Genomic DNA, 24656 nt, shown 5'->3' with positions numbered 1-24656 from the left:
CAAACTAAATAGCCTTTCCGCAGTCGGGCGAATTTCCAACTTGCAGATGATATTTGAAAACGGAGATAGCAGGTTTAATGAGTAAATTCTAACAGTCTGAGGAAAGGGTATAGGTAAGGAGGAAGAAATTATGTATCAAGTATCTGATGTAGCAAGACTCTTTGGAGTGAGTGATACAACTATAAGAAACTGGGTAGGTAAAGGAAAATTGAAATGCAGACGCCTACCTAGCGGAGTTCGTGTATTTGAAGAAGAAGATGTCAATAGAGCATATCAGAAATATCTTGACAGCACAGAGGGAGGCGATGGTTATGTGGAAGAGTAAACATAGCAAGTATCCAAGAGAATTAAACAAACCTATACGTCATTGTATTCTTTTGTGCAAGGTAAGGAGTAGAACGTATAGTTGTATCACCTTGCGTTAGAAAAAGGGGGTATGCAGTTTTTCCCCGTAAGGAACTTTGAAAATTACATAAGGAGGTTAAGCATGAAGAGAACAATCGTATGTATGCTGTTAGCACTATCTGTATCAAGTAGTCTTTATTCGTCACAGATAGTATTAGCAGCGGAGCAGTCAGAGGAAACTCTAAAGGAGCATTCCAATGAAGGGGCATCTGAGAACATGGATAACATTAAAGATGAGCGGTCCAGTATCACTTCAACAGAAGCTGTTCCTAATGAAGAGGAAACAAACAAGCCAGAGGAGCAAGTATCTTTCAATATTAAAGTGAATGAGAACTTAGATGTTCTTAGGCAGAAGATAAAAAATCCATTTAAAGAGGAAGTATCTTCTGGAAGATATTTATTGAATGAAGACCTTATTTTTATAGGGTATGTAGATAGCACTAAAGGAGAGGAAGGCTTTATAACACCAAGTATTACTAAGACAGCAGATAAAGTATCTAGTATTTCTTTTGGTGAGTATTCTGATAACGGAAAGTACACATGGGGGTACATAAGAACAAACGATAGTTTGTCAGATATCAAATCCCTGTCCGAGTACATTAAAAAGCACACCGGCGAGATTCAGAAAGCTTCTTGTAAAGATTTAATATCCTTTCCACTAAGAACTGAAGCACCAACTACAGTTTTAGTATTTACTTCACAAGGAGAGTATTTAGGTAACATGGATGTCAATTCAACAGAAGTCGCCGATGCACTTTATGATGGTACGTTTCTTGAGACACCAAGTATCAGTATCAGTTCTTCATTGTCTGATGATAAGACCCAGGCTAATGTGTCTGTAAGTTATGATTTTAGTAAATATCCAGAACAGTTAGGCGGAGAATATCTTATGAACTTTGATATAAAGGACTCTAAGGGAAGTATTGTACTTAGTTCAGAGGAAGCCTTAAAGAAATATATAGACACTGGTAACACTGTAAAAGGAGTAACAAGAGTATTTCCGATTAGTATGAATGGAACTTTTACATTGAGTATGCGTACCAATATAAGAACCATTACTTCAGACTTCAAAATAAATGAGTTATCGAGTCCTAAGCAAGAAGAGATATCCGATGTAAAACCAGATATTTCTTACAGTGAGTTACCTAATGGTATTCTAACAGGCACGAATTTTCCAATAACAGTTTATAGCAGTATTGACAGTGTGTTGATGTTAAATGGAGAGTCAAGTCAGACACCATGTAAGGAGTATACATTCTCAGTCAGTCATAATGGGAAGTATAAGATTACAGCTACTACAAGTTCTGGTGTGGAAGTATCAAAAACAATCGAAGTAACTGGTTTTGTTGATAAAGCAGAGGACATTAACATGAGTATGTATGGTACTGGAGGCACTACCTTTTTACCACAGACGGGAGGAGTAAGCTGGGTAGCAATAACCTTATCAGGTATATTGCTTATCGTAGGGGGGTTATTTTTATCTTGTAAAGATAAAATTCTTGCCCTGTCTGCACAATTTAAGGAAAGAAGGTGCCACAATGAAGATTAAGAAACCGTTATTGGCTTTAGTATTGATGTTGCTGTTAGGACAAACAGTGAGAGCGGAATGGACAGGCGGAAGTAGCTCTGGCGGTATCAATGATGGTGCAGTTACGGGCAATGGCACTTATGCTACTTATGGTGTGAAGTTCTCCCTTGCAAGACGAGCTGATATGCTCACTGAAGGAGATATCAATCGTGGTAATTATGCAGGTTACACACGAGGAGGTGCTGGTGTTGTAGTTTTAAAGAATGGAGATGGCATTTACAGTACTTCTGCTAATAGAAATGATTTGGTAAATGATGCCCAAGAATTTATCGTTGATAACGGAAAACTGGTAACAGTAAGTAATGCCAATGTATCAACACAAGAAGCTGCAGCTCTACTGGAAGTAGATGCTAACAGCCTAGACAGCACTCTAAGAAACATGGTAGATGATGGTGCATTATCTGGACAGCAGAGTCCAGACGTACATGCTCATTTCAGATTTGAAGCTTTTGCTGAGTACATCAATAAAAACTTCTCAGATGTGTATAATCCAGAGGGTATGCTTTATGACGCTACGAAGAGAGCTGAGTTCTATGACAGATTTACTTCTGTATTGTCAAGTAAAGGGGTTTCCTGTGGTATTACAAAAGAAGAATTTACTTCAAAAACTGGAGTGTTGGTAATCACTCCGATAATAGGCTTTGAAGGAGGGGGCTATCTTTCGTTCCCAACGGCAAATGAAATTGTGGAAAAAGGTCTGAATTATGTATTCAAGACCATCTATGATGTGACTGGAAACCACTATTCTGACAGGCAAGTACCTTATGGTGACTCCAATGGTACAGTAGGTCTAACGGAGTTAGCACAGTATTATACTATGCACGATATCAATAATAAGCCGATTGATAATAAGAGTGGTGGTCTGGCGGAGATATTAGCTAGAAAATATCAAGGAACTAATTATCGTTATGGTTTTGGTGTGCTTGGTCTTAGTTGGCAGGGTAACACGAAATCAGCTACCAGTTTCACAGTAAGAGCAACCCAAAAGGATAATGGTAGCTATGCTATGGACTCAAGAGCTTCAGTTGTATCGCAGAAGCAGGGAGATATGATAGTAGATGAAAATTTGGTAAATGGTACTTCAGAAGCCAAAGGCTTCATAGGGGGTAGCCAGAACGCCAACAGCGTTCCAGAAAAGGTCACGAACATTACAGATGATTACCAAAAGGGCTATACAATCAGTGCCTATGGTGCATTTTTAGTCAATGGTAGTGGTAAGATGACAGAGCAAACTCTTGATACCTTGCGTAAACAGCTTGAAGGTGACACAGAAGCACAAATAACCAGTGTAAGTTCTGGTAACTTTAACGCAGGAAGTAATCATAAACCAGTTTACAAGTACAGAACCCCACAAGATACTGCTCACTTCCTTGCACAGTCTGCACTGTCTGGTAAAGTATCAGATAAACTGATACAAAACATGCGGACAAAGGAGCAGGCAGAACCCATAAACTTACAGTACAACTTGACTGCATTGGCTAACAATAAGAGTCAGGTATCTAGTGCTGAGTTAGAGAGTGCTGACGGATTAACAGCAGGTAAAGGAGAAATCGCTTTATCTGGTGAGGAGCAGAAATTAGGTGTATCAGTTCAGTATTTAGTGAAAACGAAGCCAGTAAAATCATACATCAGTTATGCCAAACTTTCCTATGATGAAAACTTAAATGGAAAGATTTCCATAGGAAACCATGATAGTGTGGAACACACATTAGCTGAAGAAGGAACTTTCAAGGTAGATAGCTCAAGATACTATTTAGCTATGGTAGCAAACAGTGATGCCAATAAAACATATAAACTTTCCGATGGAAACACTGGAGAAGTATTTTGGAACAAATTGGCACAAAGTATTACTGATGGAGATATGTTTGGTATTGAAGCATATCAGAACCAAGTTGAACAGTTGCTTTCAAAGGAAAACACAACTTTGAAGAGTACAACGAGAAATGCTACAGTAGGTGTTGGAAGTAAAAATGGAGATGGATACAGTGTATTTGTACTTGAAATAGATGTACCAGAGAAAATCAATGTATCAACAGAAATTCATTTAGAGGACTATCAGCTGAATAAAATAGAAGATGATATATTATCCCCAGTACAGGGTATTCTTACCAATAGCGGTGAAAATGTTATCAATCCTAAAAATGTAGTAGATAGAGAGTGTGCTTTCAGTGATGAAGTACACAAAATATATAGGGGTAATAGTTCTTATAACTTGAAGTCAACGGAATATCAGAAAGGTATTACGGTTGATGCTGATAGAAATAGTAAAACGGAGAAGTTGGTTTATTATAACAAACTTCTTGGTGAGTCTTACACCAGAGATGCTATCGATAAAGGTGTTAGTGATATTTCTATTGATGCACAGAAGAGATATACTTACGCTTTCAACTTATCAAGAGGTTTACATGGAGATAAGAGAACAATATCTGCATTGAGTATGAACTCTTTACCGGAGCAAGAACGCAATATTTTAACAGGAGTACATAAAAATACCTATGGTATTATACCTGCAACAAAGGGTGATGTTACACCTGTAAGAGACTCCAAAGCAATTTATACATCAGAAATAAAGGACAGTTTTTCATTCAGTTCTTTATGGTCTGAAGGTGGTAAACAACCGAGTAGTGTATCTGTTTTGGTTCATAAGGGAATTAAACAGACAGAAGATGGTGATGTTGATGTGCAGGATACATACCAAGTCCTTACTGGTAGCGGTGCAAGACCATTGTCATACAAAGGCTTTCCAATATATCAGTTGGACATAGATGTGAAAGAAACCATTTACAAATATAGTACAGCGGTTATGGAAGTAGGCAAGACACTGTACTCTGGTGATAAAGAGTATGGCACACTGGAAACAGGTAAACGTTTGAATAACGAAGGTTTCAACGATACACTTCCAGAAGAACAGCAGTATCGTTTAGCTGTTGGTGCAAACGCTGAGTGTGAGCCGTTATCATTCTATCCAGAGGTTAGGATGAGAGCCTATTTTACAAATGGTATGGATACACTTGGAGGAGGAAGTATTATACCAAGAACAGTTCTAACTATGGCAGAAGAAATCAGAAGGGTACAGCCTAAATCAATGTATCTTATGAGATTGGATGTTTCTGATAAGAGAGAGTTAGTTAGTGGTAATGTGTATTCTGAAACAATGGCTACAGGTTCTAACGCAAAAAGGCTCCAAAATAGAGGTGGTAGTCGTGATAAAAACATGCCAGTTATTTATGGCGGTTCTGATATCACATTGAATGTAAAGGAAGTAAAACCACAGCTTAGAATGTATGGCTACGCATTAGATATGGTAAACTATGATAAGGATAAGAATGGATTTAAACTATCTGAAGATACTGTTATCCCTTATACTTCAGTAGTAAATGATACAAGCCTAGAAAATAGAGATCCTTACACTACATGGGGGAATAGCTCTTCATCTGATGAGTTGTTTGAACAGTATGTAGAATGGGCTACTTCTGTTAAGAAAAACTTATATGCCGATATCACTCTGAAAGTGGAAGGCAAAAAGGATACGAAAGAATTTAACAACTTTAATGTTTCGATGGCAAGTTTAGTATCTAAAGATGAACAGTCCAAACATACTGAAACAAGTCAGTATCCAATCTATATTAGACGTGGTGAGATAGATACTTCTGGAATAGGATATCAGGCATTACTGAAGCAGATTGCTTCAGATTATCAGTGCTCTGAGCAAGAAGCAGTGAAACTCTTTGAAGAGTCTAATATGTACCAAACAATTTTGAAGGGCATTGAGGACATCAAAGACGAGTTAAATAAATCTCAGAACGTAAATACTGAAGACAACGGAGCACACGCAGTTAGGTCTGAAAATACAGAAGATAACTGGTATGACGAAGAGGTAAAGGTATTCCTTATTAGAAGATACGAAAGCCAGTCAGTAGAGTTTAAGAACATCATTCTGACAGATAAGTTAGATTATAACATTGCACCAGATAGTACAGCAGGTAGAGATAACAGAACTACTGCACAGCAGGGAAAATATAACAGCAACGAGGGTAAATGGTATTTAACTGTATACCTTAAAAATGATAGGGAGAAAACCACGAATTTGTATTTATCTGAGCATGAAAGATATGCACCAGATAAGGGTATGGTAGATACGAGTGAGAATTACTTCAAAGGAGGCTCTGTTCTTATCAATAACCTGCATATTGATGGGGCAGATTTTAAGATACCTAGTGCTACAACGAGCGAAATGTTAAGGTAATAGGGGTATTCAAGAACAGGCAGTGAGATGACAATATCATTTTACTGCCTGTTTTTTTTTTTCATAAAAGCAGTTATGACCTGTATTTTTATCTTTTTTATTTTCTTGTACAGAACAGGCTTTTATTGGAAAGAAACCTAATCAGCCAATACCTTATGGAACGTCTTTACATTTCAGAAAAATACAATGATATATAAAAAAATCAGGTTCAGACAAAAAAAGAAAATCCAATATATTCTATCATGCTCTGTAAACAATCACATTTATTTCAGACACCATAAAAAATTTCCCACTGGTAGAAGGGGATTCGTTTATCCTGCATAAAAAATAAAACCTCTCCTAAAGTCATTTAGGAAAGGCTTTATTGTGATAAGTCTTTATCATCTGGTATGATTTCAAATAAATCATTGGGTGTACAGTCTAAGATATTGCATAACTTTTCTATGTTTTCAAAACGTATTTTATCAGTTTCATTGTTCATTAAACGAGAAAGATTATTATAGTCCATATTTATTTGGTTATGCAACCAGTATTTAGTTTTTCCTTTTTGGTCAAGTAGTTCTCTGATTTTTAAACGTATCAAATATTTTTCCCTTTCTATAATATGATTATAATGTCTACAGACACTATAAAACTATACAGAAGATTTACTATTTGAATAACTAGGGTTAAAACAGTATAATGTCTATAAACACTATGCTTATGAGGAGGGAAAAGTTTTGAAGAAGATACATTTGGGTATTATAGCTCTAACGTGTTCATGCAGTTTATTGATGGGGTGTATCTCTGTTTCACATGGTAAGACACTCGATAAAAACATAAGATATCAAAAGAAGGAAGAGTGCTTCATGTGTGGGAATGAGGATAGAAGTTTATTTTCACTTTATAACGAAGGTATTGGTGTGCTAAATTTCAATCGTCTTGAGATTTATCCATTATTATCAGAAGATGATGATTCTGGCTCTAGTAGTACAATCAATACAAACGGAGAAAATAAAACAATAGTAGAGATAGATAGGAATAATACACGAAAGATAACCGATGTTACATTCAGACTGAAAAAGGACAGCAGACCAGATGCAGCGGAAATGAGTAGTGTTATGTGCGAAGAGTGTGCCAACAGTATTTTAGAGAATAATACTTACGATATGAGTTTCATTGACCTTGCTACAAAGGAAATCATTCCTTTGGAAGATGATAGGGTACAATTTTTCGTTGGAGATTATGCAGTTCATAAGGTATCTGGAACTATGAAAGAGCAGGATAAGACACTGGAATATTTGGTATTTTTTGCACCAGAAACAAAATAGGATTGGGGGTATGTAAAATTTTTGGTGAGATACAAAAGTTTTTTTTAAGAGCCTATTGTATTCAAAAAGAGATGGAGTTAAGCTATACAGAACCTATGAAAAACACTATATATGGAGGTGCTGTGTATATGGAATTACATGAACTTGTAGATATGGCGAATGAAGATGAGGAGTATGTGCTTGCGGTTATTGAGAGTAGAGAACCAAATGATTATTCCTTAATGTGTACTGTCGAGACTTATGAAAGAGCAAAAGAGTATGAAAAACAGCTACATGCAGATGGAGTTATGGACACAATCATTATCCCACCGTTTACCTCAGATAAAGTTAAATCTAACGAGACTGCAGACTATTTTAGGAGTTACTATAATCAACAGGTACATGAGCCAGCGGTTAAGTATCGTTGGACTTTAAAACTGTAATTTATTTTGTAAGAGGGTATGTACTTTTGTATGTATCCTCTTTTTTTTTGTGCCTGAGTAATTCCATATAATTTTTTCCAATATGAAAAATAGGTATTGATAAAAGGCTATCCGCTGTTCAGTTGGGTAGCTTTTTTATGCCTAAAAACAGGCTTTATAAAGATAGGGGTGAGAGGCTCGCCAAAGCCCATAAAGAACATATTATGTACTGCTGTAAGAACTGTCAAAGCGAGTATTTTTATCACATTTGTAAGGTGATTTGTCTTACTTCGAGCTAGGACTATTATAGGAAATAAAAAAAATTCACACTTTTTCTGTGTGAAAACTCTGAGTGTAAAACTTAGAGATGTTACTAATTATATAAGAAAATAATACAAATGGAGGTAATAATTATGAAAAATTTAGTATCAAAAGAAAGCATCGAGGCTGTGGCAGTTAAGGAGGAGAACATTATGGAAACACAGATAGCAGTAGGAAAAGAGGCATTTAGTAAAGAGGTAGTTTTACGAAATATTGCACAAAAAGATATAAGCTTACAAAAACTTCTGGGTTACAACGGAGACTACGATTTTTATGACCCAAAGTTATTCATGCTTGGATTAAAGGATGGTGAAACAATCTCTGAAGCATTATTAAGACGTGGTGCTTATAATATAGGTCAAGTAAAAACTAGGAGTACAAGATACAAAAATTGTTATACAGATTATTTTATGTATCCAGACAATGAGTCTACAGTTGTTGCTGTTGCATATAACAACGAAGGAGTTGGAATACCAACATTACTTGATTATGAAGATTATGCTAAATACTTTAAAGATGAAAATTTAACATTGAATGACAGACATGATAACACACGAGTTTGCGAAAATCCTATGCCGATTGTTAAGATTAAAAGTAAAGTGAAAGTAGCCAGATTAGTTTTAGACATACAAGGTGTTGTCAACGGTGTACAGGCAGACCATATAAATTGTAATCGTTTTGATAATAGAAGTCACAATCTTCGTGCAGTAACAAATAAACAAAATTCAAAAAATAGGGCAAGTTCAAAAAATGTATCTGGTGATTATGCTTATGAGGGTAAGAATGATTATCGTTTTGGAATGGCTATATTGCTTGAAAGATACTTCTTTAAAGATATGAGTGCTGAATTGGCAAGTGCATATAACCAGATTTTGTTAGAACACTTTTCATCAATTTCATACAGTGCTGCATCATAAATGAGATTGTAATACAAGTTGTATTTTATAAAATGTAAATTCCTTTGGGGATGTACTATACATTCCCAAAGATAAAATAAATTGGAGGTAGTAGATATGAAGAATAGAAAGAACAGACAGAACAAGAAAGTGAAATATAACCTTAAGACTAACAGTGGTAGGGTACAGTTAGTATCTCATGCTGGTATCAACAGACGTATTCATTGTTTGACAGCTTATTAAGATATTTGAAGGGTCTGGGGGTATTTATCTCTTCAGTCCCAGATACAAAAATAATTGCAAGAAATATAAGAAAAAATGGAGGGTGTGTATTTATGGTAGATGAAATTACTATGTTAAAAGGACAGATTGAAAAATTGGAGGCTGAAAATGCAAGTCTGAAAGAAGAACTGGCTTTTATAAAGAAGGGCAGAACCACAACTGAGGCGATAGATACTAGAATAAATAATATGAACAGGTCTACAGTACGCATTATTTGTCTGTTAATCAATGGACTAAAAATGCAAGATATTTTAGACCAGTTGAGTATTTCTCAATCTACATATTATAGGGTGATTTCTGGAAAGGCTATTGGTGACAGTCAGCACATGAAAGATTTGTATATGCAGTACGAAGAGCTGTTCAATGAGTATGGAGTGGAAAAAGAAACATATAAAGACTGGGTAGCTAAAAGGAGAGCATATTTAGGTAAAGGATATATAAGAGATGAATTTTAGAATTAGAGGTGATTGCAAATGAAGATTAGTAAGGCTGAACGAGAACAAAGCAGATTAAATATGGAAGAAAAAGAGAGAAGACGTCAAGAAGTATATGAACAAAATAAGAATAAACCAGTTTTGGATGAGTATTATAAATGGTGTGTTCAAGAAGATTTGATTGCTCTGGAAAGAGACATTAAAGTAGCTACTTTACTATTGAAGAACCATGTGAGTCGTTTGCAGGTACTGATTTTAACCAATCTTCCAGTTGAAATAGTAGTTTCCATTGAGAAGGATATTCAGTATAAAGAAAGCGATACAATACTGGAGTACATAACTGAAACTTTGAGAAATATAGGTGCATTGATGAAAGTAGAGAAGTTGTCCAAAGAGGAGTTTGAACTAATCAGAGTCAATATATCTCAATAGGGTATCAGAAGAGGCTGTCATTTACAGAGTAGGTATTTGGCAGTCTTTTTTCTATGTCTGAGATATGGTATTCTTCATTATTCCATGATAGGGGGTTAGTTGGGCTTCAGCCCATCAAGAACCCAAGCACAATAGATAAAAAATCACTATTGTATTTGGTGACTATAGATAAACATAAAAGAATAGCTTGACTTATTCCCTATTCAGAGCGATAGATAAGAGACCTAAAAAACAACAACAAATAGGAGGATTATCTATGCAGAAATCAAATTTACCAGAAGGATTAAGAACTTTGCAGAAATGGTATATAAGTAAAACTTTAAGATTTGATTTGCCAATACAGAGAGCAGCAGGGCAGTGGAGTCCACTTCAAAAGTCCTTATTAGTTCATTCTTTATTGGCGGACTTTCCAGTACCACCTTTATATTTTATCAAGTATAAAGGGAAAGATGATAGTGTAATTCATCAGGCACTGGATGGAAAACAAAGATGTACTTCTTTGTTTGAGTATATTAACGGTGATTACAAACTTCATTCCAGTACACCAGATGTAGTCGTTGATGGTAAAACAATAGAATTAGCAGGGAAGGAATTTAAGGAGTTATCAGAAGAGATAAAAGACCTCATATTGGGATATCGTTTTACTATTTACTTACTGGAAGATGCGACTGACGATGAGATTGAAGAGGCTTTCGCCCGTCTGAATAATTCTTCACCATTAACATTGATACAGAAAGCAAGAACTGAAATGGGTACTGAACTTGCTACTTGGACTAGAGAAATAACATGCTCCCCATTTTTTCAAAATTCTGTACCGATGACACTTGCCCAGGCAAGAAGAGAAAGTGAATTAGAGATACTGTTACAGTCAATGCTATTGTTAGACGCAAGACATTACAATTATGATTATAAAGCAATTTCCATGAGAGAGGTAACGAAGTACTGCAAGGAAATAAGGGGCAACTATCCAAAGGAGAAAAGAGAGTTGATCAGTAAGATAGTAACCTTTTTAAAAGATGCTTTCCCACAGCAAACTAAGTTCTTGAAGAAAACCAATGCTGTTATGGTATTCATCATGGCTGATATTGCTTTGGAGAAGGGTATTACACCAGAAGAGTTTAGAGAATTTGTCCTGTATTTTGCTGAACATGTACCATTTGAGTATGAGGAGAATACAGGTGCAGGAAATATCAAACGTACTAAGACAGAAGGTAGACTGAAAGCTATGCAGGAAAGTATGGAGATGTACTTCAAATTAAGGGATAAGAAGTCTATTTCTATGAAAGAACCTGTCACTACAAAGGGGACACAGGGGGTAAGACCGCCACAAGCGGATAAGACAAAACCGCTGAAGGCTTCTTCCAACCCAAAAGCCACGAAGGAGGAAAAGAAATAGAGAATAAAGAGTATCACGAGAAATATCTAATGGATTGAGTATATGAAACGCTGAGAAGTATCAATTAGTATAGATAGCCTTTACCATACTTTTGTATGGTAGGGGCTTTCTTCAGTTTCTCCCCTAACTTCAGACTGCACTTCTAATCAGTAAGTTTTCTATATATTACTATAACAAAACACAGGAAAGGAGGTGCTGATTGATGTTAAAGACAGGAGATGTAGCTAAACGCTTGAGGGTATCGGAGAATACAGTGAGAGATTATGTCAATCGAGGCTGGCTTGCCTGTACTGTGACTCCTACAGGAAGACGTATTTTTACAGATGAGGATGTAGATGCCTTTGAGAAAACTTATTATGAAAGGAGAAACCAACATGAAGTATAGGAGAGTAATCACTATGTTAGCATCGGCGAGTCTGGCTATTTCAATACCAGTTACTTCCCTAGCAGCAGAAGTTAATCTGATAGTACCTAATGAGGTTGGCACATCTAACCACGCTGACACACAAGGGGAAACAGATACAACACAAGAGCAGGAGAAAGTTCAGACAGAACCTATGATTGAAGAAGCTCAGTCTGAAACACCAAGTCTTGAAGACTCCATTCCAAACATTCCACAGCCAGAAGTACCAGATATAGTGCCACAGTTACCAGAGATATCTTTAGAGGAGGTCGCCAGTACCTCGCCCTTTGAAATAGACTCTAATGGTGTCCTAACAAAATATACAGGCACTGACAGCGTAGTTATAGTACCAGATAATGTTACCAAGATTAGCAGTAGAGCATTTGAAAACAACGTGTCAATAGAGAAAATCATAATCAATGAGTTATGCACTAATATTGCTAACAGTGCTATCAGCAACTGTCAGAACCTCAAAGAAGTAGTCATTAACAGCAAGAATATTACTTTTGGAACGAGCAGTACTTGTGTCTTAGGAACTAATAATTTAAAGGTGACTGGGTATCCATACAGCGAAGTGCCATTATACTGTGATAAGTTTGCTAACTTAACATTCAGTCCGTTAGAACAGCCAGAAGAGGAGAAATTTACTATTGACTCTAACGGAACTTTAGTAAGATATTGGGGAAACGATGAGGTCGTTATTGTACCAGATGGTGTCAAGAAGATAGGCACTAAGGCTTTCTTAAATAACAGTACTATGAAGAAACTGATTTTACCAGAGAGTTGTACTGAATTTAATAGAGGTGCTATCACAGACTGTACCATGCTGACCTGTGTTGATATTGGTTCAAGAGAGTTGAAGCTAAGTTTTAACTGGATAGTAAATCCACCAGAACGTGTAGAGATACATGGGTATTTGTACAGTCAGCCTTATTATTATTGTGATAAGTATGAGTATCTGGTATTTGTGGCGAAAGACTCTGTTAATGGGGGTATCCAAGAAGTCCCAGCTTCGCCCGAGAAATTCATGGATGGAATTGAGCAGAAGGATTTATACAAGATTACTGTAAAAGATATCATTCACAGTTATTCAAGTGAGAAGGTCATAGAAAGAAACATTTACGTTCCAGACCTTGATAGGTACTGTTCTCCACTGGTAGTTAATGGAAGTCATTTTACCTTTTCGGCGAATGAGGACATTCTATCGAAGAGAGGTCACACTCTAGTATCAGATAAAACAGTAGAGGGTACAGTCAATGGAACTGATATCGTAGTGACCTTTCACTATGCGTATGAGGGTAATAGCATTAACTATACGCAGAAGGCAGTCACTACTTCATACCAGGGCAGGGTTTATTGTGATATGTATGTTGCAGACCAGGTAGGTAAACCATTGAGTAATGAGTATACATTGCATTACAGTACGTCTGGTACTAGCGGAGAAGTTGGAAGGGTAGCAGGAGACCAGTATAAGTATGATGCCAGTGGCACTCTTACTGGGGTATCTAGTTCAAATAAATCCTTGATATTAACTTTAGATAAGAGTTATCTGAAATTACAAGAGATATTTGGTAGCAGTCCAATATACCAATATGTTCCTAGTGTATTTGGCAAAAATGGTATTGAGGAGCAGGTTATTTTAGACACAACACAGGCAGACCCCAACGAGAAATATCGTCTGGCTTATGATGTGAGTGACAGTATCAAAGAGGAGACTTTTGAACTGAGAAAGGGTATCAATAATACGATAGGCAGTTTTACTGTAAAGCTAAAGCCAGTAGATGGGTACTTATCAACCCCAACCCCAGAGGTAGAAGTCAGTGCTGATGGGTTACTAAACTTATGGGGGTTATCAGCTACGATAAGTAGCACAGACACCTTTGTAACAAACCCAGTAACGGATAAAACAGAGGAAAGTCCTTATGGTGCTTTACTGACTCTAAAAATAGATGCAGTAGGTATCTGGGAAGAATTACTGGAAGATATGAAGAATAAGGGTAGCGAGGCACTGTCAGTAGGATTGTACTGTAAAAATAATGGGGATATCGTGTTCTTGCCAGAAGAATTTAAACTGGTGAACAGAAGATTTCCAAATGAGCCAAGACTTTCAAATTTACAGGCAGTACAAGGTGGAGATATTGTAAATGTCAATACGGATGGTTTTGGTAGAGTAATCTGTATTAAGAATAAGAAAAACTTTTGTGTGTATGACTCTGTAACTGGTACATGGAGTGGCGGTCATATACCAGAAGCAGGAGAATTGTGTAAAGACAGTACTGGAAAGGTATATGTGTGTGAATATCCAGTAGGAACTGCACCAGATACATGGGGTTATGTGGAGATACCAGATAATCTGCTTGAAAGGCTTGATAAGCTGATAGGGTATGACGGTATTATATAAGGTTCACCATCTTACCACCTACAAAAGAATAAAGTATTAAAAAATCCTCCATGAGAAGTATGGTAGAAGCTCTAAGGACTGGTAGTTCTAACGGAGCTTCGCTCCTCTCACGGGGGTATTTTTTTTTCTTTTAAAGGCAGTGGCAGTTTCTGCCCCGACTGCCCCTTATGGTAAGTTCTGTAACTGAAAAAGAGGTGATTTCTGTAGCTGTAAGTTATATCTAAATTAGTATATCACTTTTAATTAGTGGTATTGGAACTATAGTTCCTCTGCTTGATTCAGATGATTCGTCTTGAATTAGCAGACAGCAAAACTAAGAAAGGAGGAATACAAGATGATGATGTCGACGATTCAAGCAGCAAGAAGTTTGGAAATTAGCACTAATACGATGCGAGAGTGGGCATTGAAGGGCTACATTCCCATTGCTATGAAGACACCAACGGGATACCTCAAGTTTCGAGAAGAAGATGTAGAGGAACTGAGGAGAAAATGCGAAGAGGGAGTATTTCCTAATCGCAATGAGAACAAATAATTTATTTTATGCCATTAGGAGGGCGAAGATTATGAGATTAAAGAGAAGCCAGGTAGTAACAGCAGGAGCAGCAGCCTTAGCAACAGTTGGAATTTTAGGTGGAACATTGGCTTATTTTACTGATTATGACTCCAAAGATTTGAGTGCAAAAGCAGGTACATTAAAGATGGAAATTGCAGATGCTACTACAGATTTGACTAATGGATTAACAGTCATCAACCCAGGTGATTCCAATCCATTGACATTTACTGTAAATAACACTGGTGAAAAGTCTATGGATATTAAGGCTGTTATGACAGTAAAAGCACCACAGGCTTTCAATGAAGGTGACCATGAATTTAAAATCACAACACCAGAAGGTCAGGAGTTAAATGGAGTATTAAGTAAGGACAAACAGACTATCACTTATACAATCGATGATGTAGCACTGGCAGGCAGTGTAGAGAAAGATGAGACTTTAGATGGTTCTACAAAGACTACTCACAAATACGATTACAAGTTTGCTATGGATGAAGATGCAAAGAACAGTTGGCAGGGTGTTACCTCTGATGTCAAAATTGAAGTCTTTGCTAAACAGCACAGAAACACTAGCGGATTGGGCAGTGAATGGGTAAACATTGTTGAGAAAAACTAAATTTCTCAATATAACTTATTGATACTTGTAGTACCTCAACTTTGAGGTACTACTTCATAAAAAATTATTAAGGAGGATTTTTACTATGAGTAAGAAAGAATTTATTCGCTTTACATTAGTATTATTAACAATCGGGGCAATTATGACAACAATATTTATGAGTATCCGCAACAATCAACAGAATATTGTTAATGCAGTGGTATCTTCTATGGAGAAAATCATGGGAGTTGAGTGTAAGGAGACACCAGTTCCAGAGGTTAGTGTTGCGGAAGATGAAATGATGGCAATCGATATCGAAGATTAACCTGCTAGGGAGGTAAACTATGACAAAGAAGAAATTCCTATATGTTGTAGCTATGTTGATATTGCTATTTACATTGAATATCACAAAGACATTTGCATGGTTTACTGCTTCAAATTCAATAGAATTAAGTGCTACATCTGGTACATGGATAAGACCTTATTTAGTATCTGGTGAGGAATTTAACAGTATCACAAGTCCTGTAAAAGCAGATATTAAAACAGTAGAGTTTATGAGTACCATACCAGATTTAGCAGACTACAAAATGGGTATTAACAAATTCGATGTATCAAAAGAGAAAGATGGAAGTGTCATGGCTTGGGTAGAAAATATCACAGAAATGTACATAGGGGGTAGAGGAGGCATTATTGCCGACCAGTCCTTAAATACAATGTTCAGCTACTACACAAGCGTTGAGTCCATTACTTTTAAGAATGTATTAGACACAAGAGACACCACTTCAGCATATAATATGTTCTTATCATGTGTGAAGTTGCTTACAACAGATGTCAATAAACTTGATACTGGTAACATACAGAACTTCCAGTTTATGTTTGCAAACTGCGTGAGTATGAAGGAACTGGATATCAGTTCTTGGAATGTAGAGAGTGCGATAAACATGTCAGGTATGTTTGTAAATGATAAGGAACTGTATACTATCAAGCTTGGCACAAAACACGCTGAAAAAGTAAAAACATTTGAGAATATGTTTAAAGATTGTCCTACAATAGCTTTTTTGAATTTGTCACATTTTTACACACGAGATGCTGTAAATTACAAGGGTATGTTCAAGGACAGTAGAGTACAAGAGCTTGATTTATCTGGCTTCAAGATGCGTGCAGATGCCAATTTATCACAGATGTTTAGTTATATGTATTCACTGAATAAGGTGTATGTATCAGAGAATTGGTCAGATATTGTAAAGACTGACTGCTTACCATTTTGGGCATGTACTGGTTTAACTGGTAGCCAAACTTCACAGCAAGAAGGTCTTGACATGGCAAACTATGACACTGGGTATTTTACATTCAAACAGATGGAGGCGAAATAGTATGAAGAGATTGCTCTTAGGTATCATGTTCTTGGGGATACTTGCAAGTCCGCTGAAAGCGGATGCCAGTTCTCCAAATTTCGCCTTTCATATTGGTGGTGAGGAATGGGTACATGAAAGTGTAGCTCCTATGGAACTTATAGAGGACACCGTAGAAGTAACGAATGAAACAGAAAGTACACTTCAGTTTCGTTTAGTAGATACAGAGAATTTGAATGATTCATCACTCTATGATGTGATGATGTACAGTTATAATAACAGTGATTTTGTGAAACTGAATGAATTATCTTCTGAATGGGTTCAGGTAGAAAGCGGTGAAACAGTAGAATTACCATTACAAGGTTATATGCCAGCAGAAGTTAATAATGACTTTCAATCTATGGAAATGCAGGCACGTTTTAACTTTGAAGGAAGATTACTGGAAACTGATTCAGAAGATGTAGATATCATTCAAAAGGGTGATAAGGTCATCGTAAAAACAGGAGATAATACTCATGTGGGCTTATTATCTATTACCATGTTAGTTTCACTAGCAGTACTAATAGTTCTTATAGTAAGGCGGTGGTATATTGAAAAAAGGCAGTAAAATTTTAGGCAGATTAATGTCTTATAGTATCATTGCTTTTTCAGTTTATATACTGTTAGGAGTTATGATACAAAAGGAAGAGTTTTATATCTTTGGATATAGACCAGTGTTAGTTTTGTCTGGTTCAATGGAGCCCTATATGGAAACAAATTCCATTGCTATTGTACAGAAAACGAAAGACATCAATGAAGGCGATGTAGTTATGTTCCGTATAGATGAAGATACAAGGGTTTGCCACCGAGCAGTTGATATTGATGCCGAAGGCAATATTACAACAAAAGGTGACAACAATGAAAAAGCGGATTATGACAAGGTATCTGAAGATATGGTAGAGGGTAAAGTGGTTGCAAGGCTAAACTTTCTTTCTGGTTTGATTAGTAAATTTAGGTAATTGCAAATGGGGGTAACAAGGCATTGGAAATGCCAAAAGAAATTTCATAGGTATTATTATTTTACATTGGGGGCGGTGGTTGCCCCCTTTTATTGTAAGAGGAGAGGAGCAGATATGTGGTTTGCATTGGAGATCCATTTTCAAAACACTAAGAATAAAATGTATTTGTATTGGAGAAGTACAGACTTCAATACTTTATATTTAACTGTGAAAGATAAGGAAACAGGTGAAAAGAAGAAGTACAAATACTCTGGTATATCTTTTCGTAATACCGAGACGTTGAATAGGGTATTAGAAGGCTATGGTTTTACAAAGGAGAATACATTTGCAAAAGTTACCCTATTTATAACAGTGAGTAGGACTATGGAAATACTGGATGGAAAGATGGAAATAAAAAATAAGAGATGCTATTGGTGCTATCGTACTTGTAATGGTGTAGATATACGCAGCAGCTCATGGAGAAAGTCCATAGTAAAGGGGAGAACAATTTATGATATGGTATCTGCGGTAGATGCCTTATTATACAAAACGGAAAAAATTCATATACTTTCGTAAAGAGCAGTGGTTTCGTACTGATAACCTGCTCTTTTTTCATGCCCGAAAAAATGTACCGCCTTTATTTGCCTTTTTCCTGCTCTAAAAGCCCTTTTATGGGTAAATATGCCTATCCTGCCCTAAAAGCCCTAGAAACTGCCAATACGCTCCTTGTACGGGGGTATTCGTGCCAAAACCACCCAGAACAATCATTCTGTGGCAAAGCCCTTTTTCACTGGCTCTGGCATAGGATACAATAAGCACAATTATAATCGGCATATTTTAGTAGATAGTGATAAACCTGTAAAGAACATGCTTTTAGGACTTGCAATCCCTTTTATTCAGAGTTAAAGTGTGGACACCAAAACAAAATTGAAAGAGGTGTATTACATGAAAGTTGTAGAACTTCGTGCGGAACGTGCTAAGATTTGTGAGAATTACTTCTCATGGACAAATCCCTATGCTGTTAAGGAAGACACAGGGATGTTTGGTGGATTTGCTACTAAGGACTTACCTGAAGAAATTCTGCGTGAGAATTATGAAATCGATCAGAAGATGCTTGTAAGATTAGATAAAATCAATAATGCTTTGAATGAGTCAGATGCTAACACATACATTGATGTACATGGAAAACATTTGAGTATTGCAACAGCTAGGAGATATCTGGCAGAACTTCGTTCGATTAATGAAGAAGATAATATTTGGGAAGAATGCCCTTATAACGAGTGCCCTTATACTGAAGAAACTTCCAGTAATCGACAGGAGATGGTATACAGTAAATGCTGTGTTGATATTAGCTCGACTGTTAAAAAAGACCCTATGCACTTACTGGAGAAGCAAAAAGAAATTAAGGATAAGAGAAAATCATGGAAATATGATTTGTATGTACAGGTGCAGATTTCCGATGCTACAACAGAAGTCCACTTCATTGAGTAAGGTGCTTGCCTATGAGTATGGTAGATGTAAAAGAGTGGAAGATGGAGAAGTGTAATGATGTAGAAACTATGTTACTGACATTGGCTAAGATATATCAGTACAGTCGCAATGACAAGTCTAGTATCGATGCAAAAAGGATTAAGATTTTACACACTTCTGAAGATGAAAAACTTCAACCAATAGAAGCTATGAAATGTTTATTGCCAGAAATAGAAAAATGTGCTGAGAAATTTCCAGAACTGGAAGAGATTGTAGCTCTGCTCTATGAAAAGGATTTGTATGAATGTATAAAAGCAGTACGCAAATTAAAGCGAAGTATTAAAAAATAAGATGAGAATAGCTTGCTGATACCTAGGTATTGGCAGGCTTGTTTTTGTGTATAAAATGGGGTATAAGATAGAAGAAGAGAGATTAGTATTTTATACGAAGAAATTCTTGTGTTTGGGGTGTATGGTTGATATACTGACAATATACAGAAAAGTATAAATTAGAATTTGAGCATGGAGTTTTCAAAACAAAATGTATCATGAAAGCCATAGACACTAAAAGGAGTATTACTATTATGCAAAATAAAATTTCAAATCAAAGTACAGAATATATAATTCGACCATATCTTTATATGCCTGTTGCTGTTAGTATAGCAACAATCTTTATGGCTGGATTAGCACTATACTCTATATTCCATGATGAACATTGGATTTATACAACTCTTTTTTTTGTTATGGCTATTATTCTGTTTGTGCAAACATTAAGATTATGTATTAGTAAAACTGTACTTAGGGAATTTGATGTCATTCAATATGCGTTCTTAAAGAAAAGAATACAAATTAAGTATAAAGATATTTCTTCTATCAAAATAATTAAGACGCCTAAAGCGACTGATAACAGCGAAGAAATAATTATAGAAACAAATGTATCAAATAGGGAAATTAAAATTCTAAATTATAATAAAGGATATAAAAAAGGAAAGAAACTTTTATATGAGTATTATAAAAAAGCTCAGGATAATCACTGATTTTTTAGGTTAATGAAGTGTAATGTAAGCAATAAATCCCAGTTTGTATCCTTCTAAAGAGATAACAATAAACTACTGATATTTAATGTATCAGTGGGTTATTTTTATACCTGTAAATGGGGTATCAAATAATTTCTAAGATACATTTTCTCAACACTGTATCAACTCACACCTACTGGTATTTTCTGTGTTTTACCTAAAAATTCAAGAGATAAGGTATCAGATGACGATTTTCACCCTATCAGAAGTACCGCTTTTTATAGCAGATACAGGGTAAGATGTGCCTTTGAGAAATTCTGAAAATTTTGTATATTTGAAAACTCATGGGGGTTAGACTCATTTGGAAAATGAGTTGACTGATGAGGTGCTTATAAGTCTGCTTTTAGGAGCAGGCTTTTTTCTATGGAAGATTTATGTATCTTCCTTTACTTTCTGGTATCTATGAAAGAATAGTGGGCTTTGCTCTCCCTCATGGTATTAGTCTGAGATGGTATCTTCTGCAATAAACAAAAGGGGGTTATCAGGCTGTGCCTTTCTTTAAAATTCTTCTGCCAAAGTATTTTGGACAGTGAACAATAGCATTTGGTTTGGTAGCACTTGCACACGCTCTGTTAGCACTGGACTTTGTGCCTTTAGCACCAGCATACCTCTGAATGGCAGTGGCATATTGTCAAATGAAAATAGCACGTTCTCCGTTGGCAGTTGCACGTTATCCAATGAAAATAACACGTTTTCCGATAGCACTTGCACACACTTCTTGACCAGTTGCACGTTCTCAAATATCCATAACACACGTTCCTGTACCATAAACACGTTATCGACTTCCACTTGCACGTTGTTCATTAACAGTTGTATCTGTGTGTTTGCCAGTTGCACACGCTCCATAAAAAATAGCATTTGTGCTGATATCAAAAGCATTTAGAGGTCTGACTGGATATGATTGATACATTTATATGCTTTTTGAAAGCAAATTAAAAATGATTTTGTGAAAGGCAGGTTTTATTTATGGAAAGATTAACAACAAGAGATTTAGCAGCACGAACACATTTAGCCCCTCAGACGATACTGAATTATGTGAAGGAAGGCACAATTACACCGATTAATATTTCACCAGATGGAAGATACTACTTTGATATGTCAGTTGCGGATGAATTGATTACCAGAACACTACTGAAAAAGTATCCTAATCACACAGCAATCGTAGTTCTGTATACTGATGAAGATAGCATGAAAACATTTGAGAATACCTATAATAATTATCTGAATGAAGAAGGTATTTTAAGAATTGATAATCTCACAGAAAAAGTATCAGAAGTTCGTGAACGTGTTGAGGGAAATGCTCTGCATGACAGATTGTTTTGCATTTATCTGTGTGAAAAGATTGCTAGAAAATGTGAAAGTGAGATTAAAAAATTAAAATCAGATTTGCCAACACGCATTATGCAAAATCCTAAATTGGAAGATAGAAATTTACTGTTAAAGAACCTTAATATTCTGGTATCTGATACAGCATCCGTTATGGAAAAATTAAATTCAAATGATAAAAAAATTGTTCAAGGAGCTTTATACTGGCTAGAGGAACAGAAAGAAAAAATCCTTGAACGTTATGCTATGAGTGAGGTTAGTGCTTTATCAAAACAGCTTAGTGCTTCTAAGAACCCAGGAGATCACTTTGAGTTCCCAATGCAAACAAAGACCATAAAAAATATTTTAAGAAAAGAAAAACAGTCTTTCTATGCGGAGTCCTTAGATAAGGCTCTTGAAAAACTGAAAGAAGGGTATCAGTCTTTGATTAAAATAGACTGTTCTAAGGAAGAAAGCATTTATGATTTGTTATACAAAACACGTTTCACTGAGCAGATAAAATTTTATGGTTGTGATAATGCTACGAAAGAAATAAATGAGATTATACGATTTCTGCAGGACACGAAGAAAAAAGTAGAATATGGGGATATGGAGGTGCGGTGATATGAGTAATTCAAAAGAAAATGATGTCTTTGAAGATGCGAAAAACCTTGTTGGATGTAGTTATATTTCAAATTTACCTTATTACAAATATATACTGGTGCATAAGATGAAAAGGCTCGACACCAGTAAATACGATAAAAAGCAATTAGAAGATTTTTCTGTTTATGTATTTGGATTGCCTTATGAGATATTACATAGCATGGGGGTGATGTGATATGCGGATTCCTTATTTGGCAACAGTATATTATAATATGTCCTTTGGAAAGGTGATATTTCTTCAGTGCCTGGAGAAAAAGAATATAAATCCAGAACACCTTTATATGGTACATACGAGCAAAGGTGATAACTTTCAATATGAGTTTCCACATAGTATTTTTAATCAAGGAAAAGTATCACCTACAGTTGGGATTGTAACACGTCTATTTAATTATCCTACGGAGTTATGTCGTAGTGAATTCGAGGAAATGAGAATAGTATTCCCAAGTCTTGATTGCGTGATATGTGCAAACTTTTTAGGGTGCTTCTTTAGAAAGCGAGAGATTTTTATAATCGATTCTGGTATGCCGGTGGAGTACTTTGAACCACATGAAAGAGGAAACCTATATTTGGCACTGAAGAAAATGCTTTCTATGGTAGAAAAAGTATATGGAGTTACTCTTGATGAGAAGGATTTCTTATGTAGCTGATTGTAACCTTTTTAAAAGGGTAGCTTAATACTGGTAAGAAACCAGTATGTTTCAAGTTGATAATAAAATAGATATAGAAAAAGAGTACTGCTAAAATTGTCATATTTTGCTGATAATTTTAGTGGTACTTTTTTATCATTTTTCTATAATGCATTATTGATTTGAACGTAAAACTGGCTCAAACACTGGCTGTCAGAAAAATTTAGAAAAATAGTAGGGAACATATAATTGACATCTGTTTGAAATTTTGTATTTATTTCTTGTGCTTGAGGTATCATTAACAGCAAGTCTTTATAGGGGGGAACTGTGATTTTTTTGTAAGAAAAATCCAAAGATAAAACTGAGTTTCTTCTATATTATATATAATCGTTTCAACCTAAAATTCATCATTTCTTTTTCCTTTATCAGAACCTGTCACTTTTGGCTTCTCTCTTTATGGGGATACAAACCCGACAATTTTCCCATTGATTTTTTAGTAACTCTAGCCACTTCCAATTTCCTTTCAACAGAGTTAGACTCAGACAGAGTTCAGAAAGTCCTACGGAACTTTGCGGAAATTGTGAAGAACTGGCTTTCAAACAGGTAGCCCTTTGGAAAATTGCTCTGTATGCGTTTTTCCTGCTTATATATGGGTATTTTCCTTGTAGCCTGTTCTGATAATCGCATACAGGGCAAAATAGGGGTGTATCATTCGGAACTGGCATAGAACAGTCCGTAAAGTGAACGTTCAAAAAAGTATACTTTTGCGGTCACTACAAAACCCTATGAGAATATGCCGAAAATGTGTTTATTAAACTCTGTCTGCTACTTTCCGCACGTTCACGTTTTATCAGGACTTTTACGAACAGATTTTTCTTTGTAAAAAGTGAAAGTGAGGTGGAATATAGTGGAGAATGGTATTACATGGGGATATGCCAGAATATCTTCCATGACTCAGCATGAGGACAGGCAGATTAAAAAATTAAAAGAGTTTGGTGTGGAAGAACGCAATATCATTGTGGACAAAGAGTCTGGAAAAAACTTAGAACGTGATGGTTATCAGTTATTAAAGACAAAACTTCTTCGTGCAGGAGATACACTGGTTATCAAAGAATTGGATAGACTGGGCAGAAAGAAAAGTGATATTAAAAGGGAACTGGAAGAATTTAAAGCAATGAACATTCGTGTGAAGATATTGGATATTCCTACAACTTTGGTGGATTTTAAAGAGGAAACACAATGGATACAAGAAATGATAACCAATATCTTAATCGAAGTCTTAGGCGGATTTGCAGAAGAGGAAAGAAAGAAAATTCTGAAAAGGCAGCGTGAAGGGATTGATGTGGCTCTTGAAAAGGGAGTCAAGTTTGGAAGACCGCAGGTGCAAGTACCAGAGGAATGGGAACGTGTTATTGCTATGGTGGAAAATAAAGAGATAACTTCTGTGGAAGCTATGTCACTTCTGAACTTGAAGAAAACAACGTATTATAAATTGCGAAAAATGATGAGTTAGTATAGGAGATGGTAT

Annotated in this window: 25 protein-coding genes; 23 read left to right on the top strand and 2 right to left on the bottom strand. The window is 36.0% G+C overall.

Annotation, left to right across the window (positions count from 1 at the left end; all coding sequences use genetic code 11):
* Positions 1-130 precede the first annotated feature (130 nt).
* The 3 genes from ACGG81_RS10290 (at position 131) to ACGG81_RS10280 (ending at position 6239) form a co-directional block, all read left to right on the top strand.
* Positions 131-325, top strand: coding sequence for a MerR family transcriptional regulator (locus ACGG81_RS10290; RefSeq protein ID WP_009262419.1), 195 nt, complete (start codon positions 131-133; stop codon positions 323-325).
* Positions 326-487: 162 nt separating this feature from the next.
* Complete coding sequence (locus ACGG81_RS10285; RefSeq protein ID WP_390108196.1) at positions 488-1954, top strand: LPXTG cell wall anchor domain-containing protein; 1467 nt, start codon at positions 488-490, stop codon at positions 1952-1954.
* A complete protein-coding gene (locus ACGG81_RS10280) occupies positions 1944-6239 on the top strand; it encodes a hypothetical protein (protein ID WP_390108194.1) in 4296 nt (1431 codons plus the stop codon). The genes ACGG81_RS10285 and ACGG81_RS10280 overlap by 11 nt, the downstream gene beginning before the upstream one ends.
* 361 nt (positions 6240-6600) lie before the next feature.
* On the opposite strand, the gene ACGG81_RS10275 is transcribed toward ACGG81_RS10280, so the two are convergent.
* The gene (locus ACGG81_RS10275) at positions 6601-6822 is read right to left on the bottom strand and encodes a helix-turn-helix transcriptional regulator (RefSeq protein WP_156556193.1); all 222 of its coding nucleotides are present in this window, start codon (positions 6820-6822) and stop codon (positions 6601-6603) included.
* A gap of 136 nt (positions 6823-6958) precedes the next feature.
* On the opposite strand from ACGG81_RS10275, the gene ACGG81_RS10270 reads away from it, so the two are divergent.
* The 16 genes from ACGG81_RS10270 to ACGG81_RS10195 all read left to right on the top strand — a co-directional run bounded on the left by ACGG81_RS10270 (position 6959) and on the right by ACGG81_RS10195 (position 19480).
* Positions 6959-7549, top strand: a complete 591-nt coding sequence (locus ACGG81_RS10270) for a hypothetical protein (RefSeq protein WP_390108191.1) — start codon at positions 6959-6961, stop codon at positions 7547-7549.
* 128 nt (positions 7550-7677) lie between these two features.
* Positions 7678-7971 (top strand): hypothetical protein, encoded by a 294-nt coding sequence (locus ACGG81_RS10265; protein ID WP_390108188.1) that lies wholly within the window; start codon positions 7678-7680, stop codon positions 7969-7971.
* 392 nt (positions 7972-8363) lie between these two features.
* Entirely contained in the window at positions 8364-9188 is an 825-nt protein-coding gene (locus tag ACGG81_RS10260; RefSeq protein WP_390108185.1) for a hypothetical protein, read from the top strand.
* Positions 9189-9502: 314 nt separating this feature from the next.
* Entirely contained in the window at positions 9503-9904 is a 402-nt protein-coding gene (locus ACGG81_RS10255) for a DUF1492 domain-containing protein (RefSeq protein ID WP_390108183.1), read from the top strand.
* An 18-nt stretch (positions 9905-9922) separates the two neighbouring features.
* On the top strand, positions 9923-10315 hold the full coding sequence (locus ACGG81_RS10250; RefSeq protein ID WP_270457639.1) for a hypothetical protein: 393 nt from the start codon (positions 9923-9925) through the stop codon (positions 10313-10315).
* Between the two features lie 256 nt (positions 10316-10571).
* Positions 10572-11711 carry a DUF262 domain-containing protein gene (locus tag ACGG81_RS10245; protein ID WP_390108180.1) on the top strand — a complete coding sequence of 380 codons (1140 nt, stop codon included), beginning with the start codon at positions 10572-10574 and terminating at the stop codon, positions 11709-11711.
* Positions 11712-11913: 202 nt separating this feature from the next.
* Complete coding sequence (locus ACGG81_RS10240) at positions 11914-12096, top strand: MerR family transcriptional regulator (RefSeq protein WP_270457647.1); 183 nt, start codon at positions 11914-11916, stop codon at positions 12094-12096.
* On the top strand, positions 12086-14515 hold the full coding sequence (locus ACGG81_RS10235) for a leucine-rich repeat protein (protein WP_390108178.1): 2430 nt from the start codon (positions 12086-12088) through the stop codon (positions 14513-14515). Before ACGG81_RS10240 ends, ACGG81_RS10235 begins: the two co-directional genes overlap by 11 nt.
* Positions 14516-14849: 334 nt before the next feature.
* Complete coding sequence (locus ACGG81_RS10230; protein ID WP_156557099.1) at positions 14850-15047, top strand: helix-turn-helix domain-containing protein; 198 nt, start codon at positions 14850-14852, stop codon at positions 15045-15047.
* A 31-nt stretch (positions 15048-15078) separates the two neighbouring features.
* Positions 15079-15681: a TasA family protein gene (locus ACGG81_RS10225; RefSeq protein WP_379694704.1), complete on the top strand. Its 603-nt coding sequence runs from the start codon at positions 15079-15081 to the stop codon at positions 15679-15681.
* A gap of 85 nt (positions 15682-15766) precedes the next feature.
* Entirely contained in the window at positions 15767-15985 is a 219-nt protein-coding gene (locus tag ACGG81_RS10220) for a hypothetical protein (protein ID WP_156557105.1), read from the top strand.
* 19 nt (positions 15986-16004) lie between these two features.
* The gene (locus ACGG81_RS10215; protein WP_390108174.1) at positions 16005-17033 is read left to right on the top strand and encodes a BspA family leucine-rich repeat surface protein; all 1029 of its coding nucleotides are present in this window, start codon (positions 16005-16007) and stop codon (positions 17031-17033) included.
* Position 17034: 1 nt separating this feature from the next.
* Positions 17035-17619, top strand: coding sequence for a hypothetical protein (locus tag ACGG81_RS10210; protein WP_390108171.1), 585 nt, complete (start codon positions 17035-17037; stop codon positions 17617-17619).
* Positions 17603-18010, top strand: coding sequence for a signal peptidase I (locus ACGG81_RS10205; RefSeq protein WP_156557114.1), 408 nt, complete (start codon positions 17603-17605; stop codon positions 18008-18010). The genes ACGG81_RS10210 and ACGG81_RS10205 overlap by 17 nt, the downstream gene beginning before the upstream one ends.
* Positions 18011-18124: 114 nt before the next feature.
* Complete coding sequence (locus ACGG81_RS10200; protein WP_349011109.1) at positions 18125-18565, top strand: hypothetical protein; 441 nt, start codon at positions 18125-18127, stop codon at positions 18563-18565.
* Between the two features lie 369 nt (positions 18566-18934).
* Positions 18935-19480, top strand: coding sequence for a hypothetical protein (locus tag ACGG81_RS10195; protein ID WP_270458088.1), 546 nt, complete (start codon positions 18935-18937; stop codon positions 19478-19480).
* Between the two features lie 172 nt (positions 19481-19652).
* Here ACGG81_RS10195 and ACGG81_RS10190 read toward each other — a convergent pair whose 3' ends face one another.
* Positions 19653-19730, bottom strand: a complete 78-nt coding sequence (locus tag ACGG81_RS10190) for an LCI fold-containing protein (RefSeq protein WP_156729809.1) — start codon at positions 19728-19730, stop codon at positions 19653-19655.
* Positions 19731-20042: 312 nt separating this feature from the next.
* Here ACGG81_RS10190 and ACGG81_RS10185 point away from each other — a divergent pair, with 312 nt between their 5' ends.
* The 4 genes from ACGG81_RS10185 (at position 20043) to ACGG81_RS10170 (ending at position 24641) form a co-directional block, all read left to right on the top strand.
* Complete coding sequence (locus ACGG81_RS10185) at positions 20043-20495, top strand: hypothetical protein (RefSeq protein ID WP_390108167.1); 453 nt, start codon at positions 20043-20045, stop codon at positions 20493-20495.
* 1005 nt (positions 20496-21500) lie between these two features.
* Positions 21501-22463 (top strand): hypothetical protein, encoded by a 963-nt coding sequence (locus ACGG81_RS10180; protein ID WP_390108164.1) that lies wholly within the window; start codon positions 21501-21503, stop codon positions 22461-22463.
* Between the two features lies 1 nt (position 22464).
* The gene (locus ACGG81_RS10175) at positions 22465-22677 is read left to right on the top strand and encodes a hypothetical protein (protein WP_009262412.1); all 213 of its coding nucleotides are present in this window, start codon (positions 22465-22467) and stop codon (positions 22675-22677) included.
* A gap of 1358 nt (positions 22678-24035) precedes the next feature.
* On the top strand, positions 24036-24641 hold the full coding sequence (locus tag ACGG81_RS10170; RefSeq protein WP_009262410.1) for a recombinase family protein: 606 nt from the start codon (positions 24036-24038) through the stop codon (positions 24639-24641).
* The last annotated feature ends 15 nt before the right edge of the window (positions 24642-24656 follow it).

Source organism: Faecalimonas umbilicata, assembly GCF_042846195.1.
GTDB classification, from domain to species: domain Bacteria; phylum Bacillota; class Clostridia; order Lachnospirales; family Lachnospiraceae; genus Faecalimonas; species Faecalimonas umbilicata.
The sequence above is the reverse complement of the archived record's forward strand: the minus strand, read 5'-3'. Positions and strand labels throughout refer to the sequence as shown.